The sequence below is a fragment of the Agromyces litoreus genome (assembly GCF_040496015.1).
GTDB classification, from domain to species: domain Bacteria; phylum Actinomycetota; class Actinomycetes; order Actinomycetales; family Microbacteriaceae; genus Agromyces; species Agromyces litoreus.
Map to the genome: position 1 here is coordinate 61,421 of NZ_JBEPKA010000019.1, position 8,489 is coordinate 69,909.

An 8,489-nucleotide genomic window follows, 5' to 3' on the forward strand; every position below is an offset into this window, starting at 1 on the left:
CGTGTGCCAACGCGGACGTCCGTCGCGGCATTCCCGAGGTCCCGCCGGGGCGCAGCCGGACGGAATAGTCTCGGCACTGTCGGAGTTCACGACAGGTGCATGCATGTGCATCGACCGATGGGAGCAGCGGATGGCGCAGCAGTGGGAATTCGGACTCGACACGTTCGGCGACGTGACGCTCGGTCCGGACGGCGAACCCCTCGCGCAGGCGCAGGTCCTGCGCAACGTCGTCGCCGAGGCCGAGCTCGCGGATCGGCTGGGGCTCGACTTCTTCGGGGTCGGCGAGCACCACCGGCACGAATTCGCGATCTCCGCGCCCGAGGTCGTGCTGGCCGCCATCGCGGGCCGCACCGAGCGGATCCACCTCGGCTCCGCGGTCACCGTGCTGAGCTCGGACGACCCCGTCCGCGTGTACCAGCGCTTCGCGACGCTCGACGGCCTGTCGGGCGGCCGCGCCGAGGTGATCCTCGGACGCGGATCGTTCATCGAGTCGTTCCCGCTCTTCGGCTACGAGCTCAGCCAGTACCAGGAGCTGTTCGAGCAGAAGCTCAACCTGTTCTCGGCGCTCCTGCCGCAGGAGCCGGTGACCTGGGAGGGATCGCTGCGCGCGCCGCTCACGGGGCAGCGGGTGTTCCCGACGGTCGAGCCCGGTCCGCTCCGCACCTGGATCGGCGTGGGAGGCAGCCCCGAGTCGGTCGTGCGCGCCGCGCGCTACGGGCTCCCGCTCGTGCTGGCCATCATCGGCGGCAGCCCCGTGCGCTTCGCGCCGCTCGCCGACCTCTACCGCAAGGCCCTCACGCAGTTCGGCCACGAGCCGCAGCCGATCGCGGTGCACTCCCCGGGCATCGTCGCCGAGACCGACGAGGAGGCGCTCGAGACGCTGTGGCCGCACTACGAGGTCATCATGAACCGCATCGGCCGCGAGCGAGGCTGGGGCGCCGTGACCCGCGAGCACTTCGAGGGCGAGGCCGGTCCGAACGGAGCGCTCTACGCGGGCTCGCCCGAGACGGTCGCGCAGAAGATCGCGAACGCGATGCGCACGATCGGGGCCCGGCGGTTCGACCTGAAGTACTCAAACGGCACCCTCCCGCACGAGGCGATGCTGCGGACGATCGAGCTCTACGCCACCCGGGTCGTGCCGCGCGTGCGAGAGCTGCTCGCCGAGGGCTGAGCCCCCCGCGTCAGGTGCCCGACGCCGCTGCGCGCTTGGCCCGGCGCCGCACGGCGGCCCGGAACCAGTCGGCATCCGGCAGCCGGGAGAGGAACGTGCCCGCGAGGATCGTGATGAGCACGTAGCCCGTCGCGAGCGGGGCCAGGGCCGGCTCGATGCCCGATCCCACCGCGAGCCCCGCGATCACGATCGAGAACTCGCCGCGCGGGCCGAGCACGAGGCCGGCGCGCCACTGGCCGAGCGTGCCGACCCCGGCGCGTCGCGCGGCGTATGCGCCGGAGAGGAGCTTCGTCGCGAGCGTGATCGCCGCGAGGAGCGCCGCCGGCAGCAGCATGGACACGATCTGGGTCGAATCCGTCGTGAGGCCGAAGAAGACGAAGAAGATGGCCGCGAACAGGTCGCGGAGCGGCGTGAGCAGCGCGCTCGCGTTCTCGGCCACACGCCCGGACAGGGCGATGCCGACGAGGAACGCGCCGACCGCGGCCGAGACGCTCACCTCCTGCGCGAGTCCGGCGACGAGCATCACGAGGCCGAGCACCCCGAGCAGCAGCGGTTCGGCGTGCTCGGCGGGGAAGAACCGCGAGATGACATGGCCGGAGCGGAGCGCGATCATCAGGATGACGATGACCACCGTGACGGCGACGGCGACGCCGATGGCGCCCTGCACGATGCTCATGCCGACCACGAGGGCGGACAGGACGGGCAGGTAGAACGCCATCGCGAGGTCCTCGACGACGAGGACCGCGAGCACCGAGGGCGTCTCGCGGTTCGACAGGCGACCGAGGTCGCGCAACAGCTTCGCGACGACCCCCGACGAGGAGATCCAGGTCACGCCCGCGAGCGCGACCGCGGCGATCGGCCCCCAGCCGAGCAGGAGCGCGAACGCCGCTCCGGGCAGCGCGTTGAACAGCGCGTCGAGGACCGCGGCGCGACGCGAGGAGCGCAGGCCGATGACGAGCTCCTCGGCGGTGTACTCGAGGCCGAGGAGCGCGAGTAGCAGGATGACGCCGATCTCCGCGCCGGTCGAGAAGAACTCCTCGCTCGCGTCGAACGGCAGCAGCCCGCCGTTGCCGAACGCGAGCCCGAGCAGCAGGTAGAAGGGGATGGGTGAGAGCCCGATGCGGATGGCGAGGCGCCCGAGGAGGCTCATGCCGAGGAGCAGCGCGCCGACTTCGACGAGGAGCAGCGTGGACTCGTGCATCCGGCCCCCAGGATCAGTCGGGGCCGTTGGCGAGCAGTCGGGCCACTCCGTCGAGGCCGCCGCGGGTGCCGACGGCGACGATGACGTCGCCGGCGCGCAGCACGTCGGCCGGGGTCGGCGACGGGATGACGGCCCCGTCGCGCATGATCGCCACGATCGACGAGTGCGTGCGGGTGCGCGCCTTGGTGTCGCCGAGCGGATGGTTCAGGAACGGCGAGTCCGTCGGCAGCGCGATCTGCTCGGTGAACAGGCCGTCGGTGTCGTCCGACAGGCTCGTGAGCCGCGACAGCATGACCGACGCGCCGAGCACGTCTGCGAGTGCGGACGCCTCGTCCTCGTTGAGGGGGATGGTGTCACGGCACTCGTCGGGATCGTCCTCGTCGAACACCCCGAGGTCGCGCTCGCCGTCCCGGTGCGATACGACACTGATGCGCCGGCCGCCCTCGGTGACGAGGTCGTGGCGGTAGCCGATCCCGGGCAGGTCGACCTTCTCGATGCGAATACCCACGCCCCACATGCTAACCCCGCGACCGGACCCTCCGGCCGAGGGACGCTCAGGTCGGCGATATCGGGGCGGCGGGCTCAGTCCGTCGGCGTGGTCCGCGTCGTCATAACGAGCACGGGCGTGCCGCCGTCGTCCTCGATGCCGAACGAGACGCGAGCCGTGCCCAGTTCGCCGAGCGAGCCGGCGTGCGTGCCGCCGCACGGGATCCGGGCCGATGCCTCGGGCAGTCCGCAGACCCAGGTCCGGCGCTCGGTGAGCCCGTCGCCGACGCGCTCGACCCGCACCGGCGCATCGGCGGCGATCCAATCGGCGAGCGTGGCATCCACCGATGCGGCGAGCTCGTCCAGGCCCTCGGCGAGGCCGGTCGCGTCGAAGCCCGCCCGGCGCAGCGACTTGTTCAGGCGATAGCGGTCGACGGAGCCGAACGGCTCGATGCGGGAGGAGGTGATCGCGATCCCGTCGAAGTCGGGGGAGCCGAGGGCGTCCTCGCGTGCGGACTTCGACCAGCGGCCGGCGAGCGCGCGATTCAGGGCGAGGGAGGCGGCGTGGCACGCGGTGTGCCCGAGCGAGAGCTCGCGTCGCGTCGCGGCATCCGCCTCGAGGTCGACGGCGTCGCCCTCGTCGATCCCGGCGTCGGCGTCGACGAGGTGGGCGACGAGGAAGACCCAGCCCTCCGTGCCCGGGCGGACCGGCAGCGCCCCGACGTGCAGGTCGGTTCCGTCGGTCGCCGCGACGACGGCGTCGCGGATCGCGATCTCGCGGTCGTCGACCCGGATCACGCCGGAGTCGGCGGGCTGGTCGGGCCATGCGGCGTCGACGGGGTGGATGCTCGTGCGGTCGGTGATCACCGCGAGTCCTGCCTCGTGCGGGACGACGGCGAGGACCGTGGCCGACTCGGTCAGCGAGCCGGCGGGATAGGTGACGATCGTGTCGGTGTCGGGCAGCCCCATCAGATGCCGGACTCGCGGCGCCCCAGGACGTTGAACGGGATGGCCAGCGACAGGCTGACGCACACGATGCCGGCGAAGAAGACGATCGCCTCGAAGCCGAGGACGACGTCGGCGACGCTGAACAGCCACATGCCGAACACGAACAGCGCCATGGCGATGAGGAACGGGAACACGCTCACGAGGACCTCCTTGGGACGCGGCGACCCGCCGCGGCCGCCAGTCTAGCGATCGGTCGGGGGACCGGAGGACCGTCAGTCCTCCGGCACCGGGCCGAGCCGGGCGTTCGCGATCGTGTTCAGGGCGGCGTCGTCGCTCGACGGATGGAACACCCCGGCGAGGACGTCGCGCTGGAGCCGGCCGAGCTCGTCGCCGGCGAAGTACGTCGCACCGCCTGCGACCCGGACCGCCGCGTCGACCACGTCGCGCGCCGTCTGGACGGTGCGGACCTTCACGCCCGAAAGCTTCGCGAACCACAGCCCGCCGTGGTCGGCGCCCTCGGCGACGTCGCGCGCGAGCACCGTCAGCTGCGGTTCCACGCCGTCGAGCGCGAGCGCCGCCGCGGCGATCCTGCGGCGCACCGCCGGGTCCTCGCTCCGCGGCCGGCCGGTGCGGGCCGACGTCCGGGAACGGGCGGCATCGATCGCGAGCGCGAGCGCCCGTTCGGCGAGGCCGGCGTACACGGAACTGAGGAACAGCTCGAAGCACGCGAAGATCGCGAAGACCATCGGATCGGGGTTCGGACCCGGGTCCAGCCGGCGCACGATGCGGTCACCGGCGGCGACGGCGCCGTCGAGCACGGTCGTCCGGCTCTGCGTGGCGCGCATGCCGATCGTGTCCCAGTCGTCGAGCGCCCGGACATCCGGGTCCTCGCGGTCGATGAACCCGTACACGAGCTTCGGCGCGTCGGGGGAGGTCGAGTCGAGCCCGTGCACGCCGAGCCGGGTCCATGCCGGCGAGAGCGAGGTGAAGATCTTGCGGCCGGTGTACCGGACGCTGCCGTCGGGCTGGGGGTCGGCCGCGGTGCCCGACCCGAAGAGCATGAGGTCGTTGCCCGCCTCGCTGATGCCGAACGCGAAGACCTCGCCGGCCGCGGCCTCGGCGAGGACGAAGTCGAGCGCGTCGTCGCCGCGGTCGTGGAGCAGCCGCGCCACGCCCGTCCAGACCAGGTGCATGTTGATGCCGAGCGCCGTGGCGGGCGCGGCGGTCGCGAGCCGCGACTGCGCCCGCACCAGTTCGGCGAGGCTCCATCCCAGTCCGCCGTGCTCGGTGGGGACGAGCGCGCGGAGGTAGCCCCGGTCGGCGAGCTCGGCGAGGTCGTCGGCGAAGAAGGCGTTCTCGCGGTCGTAGCGCGGTGCGCGCTCGCGGATGCGGGCGAGGAGGTCGTCGTCGAGCAGGGCTTCCGGAGTGGTCGCGGTCGGCACGGCGACAGCCTACGCCGACGGGTCGCGCTCCGTCCCGGCCCCGGCGGCGGACCGGTCGCCGGTCGGTGCGTCGTCGCCCGGCGCGTCGCTGCCGCCGCTCGGCCGGTGCCGGCCGCCGCGCGTGGCGACCACGACGACGCCCACGACGACGACGGCGACCACGATGAGCACGGCAACCCAGGGCAGGAGCACGCCGACGGCCACCAGCAGTCCCGAGACGAAGCCGGTCAGCGCGTTCCAGCCGGCGGCCACGCCGCTCCAGAAGTCGTCGGGTCCCGCCGCGGGCGCGATCCCCTCCGAGAGCAGTTCCACCGTGAGCGTCGAGTACGCGACCTGGTCCGCCAGGAGGTCGCGCCGCGTCGTGAGGCTGTCCAGCTCGGACTGCCGCGTCGTCAGCTCCGACTCGATCGCGATCAGGTCGGCCACGTCGTCGGCCTGGGCGAGCAGGGTGCGCAGGCGGTCGATCGACGTCCGGAGCGACCCGATCCGCGCATCGAGGTCCTGCTTCTGCTGGGTCACGTCGGCCGCCTCGAGCTGGAGCGAGTCGACCTCGCCGAGTTCGCGCAGCGCGGCGAGCACGTCGTCGAAGCCGTCGGCGGGGATGCGCACGACGAGCGTCGCGCGCGCCCGCTGCGTCTCGGTGCCCGGCGTCTCGCTGCGGCTGTCGACCCGGCCATCGGCGCGGCCGACGATCGCGGCCACCTCGCCCGCGCCGTCGATCGGGTCGTCGACCGTGATCGACATCCAGCCGGTGGTGATGACGCTGCGCTCCTCGTCGAGGGTGCCGAACTGCTCGTCCTCCGTGAAGGGCTGCTCGTCGCGCGGCGCGACTCCGCCGTCGGCCGGCGCCTCGAAGCCCACGTCCGGTTCCGGCGCCCCGCCGCCGACGACGGCGTCCTCGGAGCCCCCGCCGGCGATGCTGCAGCCGGAGAGGAGCAGGACGGAGGCCGCGGCCGCGGCGGCGAACCTGGTGCGTCGGCTGGTCATGCGGTCACGGTACCGCCGTGCGCGGTCGGCTCGTCTGGAGGCCCGCTGGGAGTCGGGTCACGATACGGTCGCGGTGGGCTGGGAGTCGGCGACGGCGCGCTCCGGCTCAGTCGTCGTCGGGATCGCGTCCGGTCCGCTCGCCCGACTCGAGCGAGTCGATGGCGGCGAGGTCCTCCGCGTCGAGCGCCACGGAGAAGACGTCGAGGTTCTCGGCGATCCGGTCGGCGCTCGATGCCTTCGGGATGACGATCGTGCCCTGCGCCACGTGCCAGGCGAGGACCACCTGGGCGACCGAGCGGCCGTGCTTGGCCGCGATCGGCTCGAGCACGGGGTCGCCGAGCAGGCGCCCGCGCGCGAGCGGCGACCACGCCTCGGTGCGGATGCCGAGGCGCTCGTGCGCCTCGCGGAGCTCGCGCTGCGGCAGCCACGGATGCAGCTCGACCTGGTTGACGACGGGTGCGACGCCGGTCTCGCCGATGATGCGCTCGAGGTGGTGGGCGTGGAAGTTCGAGACGCCGATCGAGCGCACCCGGCCCTCGTCCCGGAGTCGGACGAGCGCTCGCCAGGTGTCGACGTACCGGTCCCGGGACGGAACCGGCCAGTGGATGAGGAACAGGTCGAGCCGGTCGAGCCCGAACCGGTCCATCGCCACGTCGAAGGCCCGCAGCGTCTCGTCGTATCCGTGGTCGTCGTTCCAGACCTTGCTCGTGACGAACAGGTCGTCGCGCGGCAGGCCCGACCGCCGGACGGCCTCGCCCGCCTCCGCCTCGTTGCCGTAGAGGGCCGCGGTGTCGAGGTGGCGGTAGCCCTGCTCGATCGCGATCAGTGCCAGTCGCGCGGCATCGGCCGCCGGCACCTTGTACATGCCGTAGCCGACCTGCGGGATCGCGTTGCCGTCCGCGAGGTCGATCATGGGTGCGAGGGGTGGATGCGTCATCCGTTCGCCTTTCGTTCCCGTCGGTCAGCTCGGGGTGATGGTGACCGGCTCGGTGTCGGGGATCGGGCTCGCGTCGCGGCCGCGGAGATCGGGATGCCAGCGCCGGGCGAGCGCCGGCACGATGAACCCGAGGAAGGCGAGGGCGGTCGCCGCCCAGAACGCCCCGACCGCGCCGTTCGCGTCGATGAGGAAGCCGGCGACCGCCGATCCGAGCGCGGCGCCGATCAGCTGGCCGGTGCCGACCCAGCCGTACGCCTCGGCCGTGTCGGAGAACTTCACGCTGGCCGAGACGATCGCGAAGAGCACCGCGAGTGCCGGCGCCAGGCCGATCCCGGCGATGAACAGGGTGATCGAGAGCCACCAGAAGTCCATCGCGAACGCGGCCAGCGCGGTGCCGACGAAGACGATGAACATGCGGCGCGCGGTCGACCACGGCCCGATCGGGACGTGCCCGAGGCCGAGGCCGCCCGCGAGGCTGCCGATCGAGAAGATCGCGAGCACGATGCCCGCCTCGGCGCCGTCGTGGCCGAACGCCGCGACCACGCCCGCCTCGATCGCCGCGCAGGCGCCGATGAGGAGGAATCCGACCACCGTCGCGAGCATCACGGGCGGGCGCAGGAGCACCTTTCCGAACGCGCGCTTGGACCTCGGGATGCGGACCCGACCGAGTTCGGGCGAGGCGATGAACCAGACGCCGCCGACGATCATGAGGGCGGCGGCCAGCAGGATGCCCCAGACCGTGCCGACCTGGGTCGAGACGAAGGTCGTCACGACCGGGCCGACGACCCAGATGATCTCCTGGGCCGACGCGTCGAGGGAGAAGAGGGGCGTGAGCTGCCGGGAGTTCACCATCTTCGGGTAGATGGTGCGGACGGCCGGCTGCACGGGCGGGGTCGCGAGCCCGCAGACCAGGCCGAGGAGCATGTAGAGGGGGACCGTGAGCGCGAGCACGCCGATGGCGATGACGGAGGCGGTGCACACGACGAGGGTCGTGACGAGCACCGGCCGCATGCCGAACCGGCCCATGAGCCGGCTGGTGAGGGGACCGGCGACGGCCTGTCCCGTGGAGGTGGCCGCGAGCACCAGCCCGGCGGCGCCGTAGGAGCCGGTCTGCTGCTCGATGTGCAGGAGGAAGGCGAGCGAGAGCATGCCCGACGGGAACCGTGCGGTCAGCTGGGCGGCGATGATGCGAGCGACGCCCGGGGTCTTCAGCAGGTCGGAGTAGCTTGCCACGGTGGCTCAATGCTAGCGACGACGGGGTCGCCGGCTCGTGCTCGTGGGGGATCAGTTCTTCCGTATATAACATCAAAATGATAT

General features: G+C 72.5%; 9 protein-coding genes. 1 reads left to right on the plus strand and 8 read right to left on the minus strand.

Going from position 1 to position 8,489, the window contains the following annotated elements; all coding sequences use genetic code 11:
- Positions 1-103 precede the first annotated feature (103 nt).
- Positions 104-1,171 carry an LLM class flavin-dependent oxidoreductase gene (locus ABME01_RS13725; protein ID WP_436407437.1) on the plus strand — a complete coding sequence of 356 codons (1,068 nt, stop codon included), beginning with the start codon at positions 104-106 and terminating at the stop codon, positions 1,169-1,171.
- Between the two features lie 10 nt (positions 1,172-1,181).
- Here ABME01_RS13725 and ABME01_RS13730 read toward each other — a convergent pair whose 3' ends face one another.
- From ABME01_RS13730 to ABME01_RS13765, 8 genes are all read right to left on the minus strand, one after another.
- Positions 1,182-2,372 (minus strand): cation:proton antiporter, encoded by a 1,191-nt coding sequence (locus ABME01_RS13730; protein ID WP_353828985.1) that lies wholly within the window; start codon positions 2,370-2,372, stop codon positions 1,182-1,184.
- 13 nt (positions 2,373-2,385) lie between these two features.
- The gene (locus tag ABME01_RS13735) at positions 2,386-2,880 is read right to left on the minus strand and encodes a cation:proton antiporter regulatory subunit (protein ID WP_353828986.1); all 495 of its coding nucleotides are present in this window, start codon (positions 2,878-2,880) and stop codon (positions 2,386-2,388) included.
- 74 nt (positions 2,881-2,954) lie between these two features.
- Entirely contained in the window at positions 2,955-3,827 is an 873-nt protein-coding gene (locus tag ABME01_RS13740; protein WP_353828987.1) for an alanyl-tRNA editing protein, read from the minus strand.
- The gene (locus ABME01_RS13745; protein WP_353828988.1) at positions 3,827-4,006 is read right to left on the minus strand and encodes a hypothetical protein; all 180 of its coding nucleotides are present in this window, start codon (positions 4,004-4,006) and stop codon (positions 3,827-3,829) included. Before ABME01_RS13745 ends, ABME01_RS13740 begins: the two co-directional genes overlap by 1 nt.
- Before the next feature lie 72 nt (positions 4,007-4,078).
- A complete protein-coding gene (locus ABME01_RS13750) occupies positions 4,079-5,248 on the minus strand; it encodes an acyl-CoA dehydrogenase family protein (protein WP_353828989.1) in 1,170 nt (389 codons plus the stop codon).
- 9 nt (positions 5,249-5,257) lie between these two features.
- Positions 5,258-6,235 carry a DUF4349 domain-containing protein gene (locus ABME01_RS13755; protein WP_353828990.1) on the minus strand — a complete coding sequence of 326 codons (978 nt, stop codon included), beginning with the start codon at positions 6,233-6,235 and terminating at the stop codon, positions 5,258-5,260.
- A gap of 106 nt (positions 6,236-6,341) precedes the next feature.
- On the minus strand, positions 6,342-7,172 hold the full coding sequence (locus tag ABME01_RS13760) for an aldo/keto reductase (RefSeq protein WP_353828991.1): 831 nt from the start codon (positions 7,170-7,172) through the stop codon (positions 6,342-6,344).
- 24 nt (positions 7,173-7,196) lie between these two features.
- Entirely contained in the window at positions 7,197-8,405 is a 1,209-nt protein-coding gene (locus ABME01_RS13765; RefSeq protein ID WP_353828992.1) for an MFS transporter, read from the minus strand.
- Between the last annotated feature and the right edge of the window lie 84 nt (positions 8,406-8,489).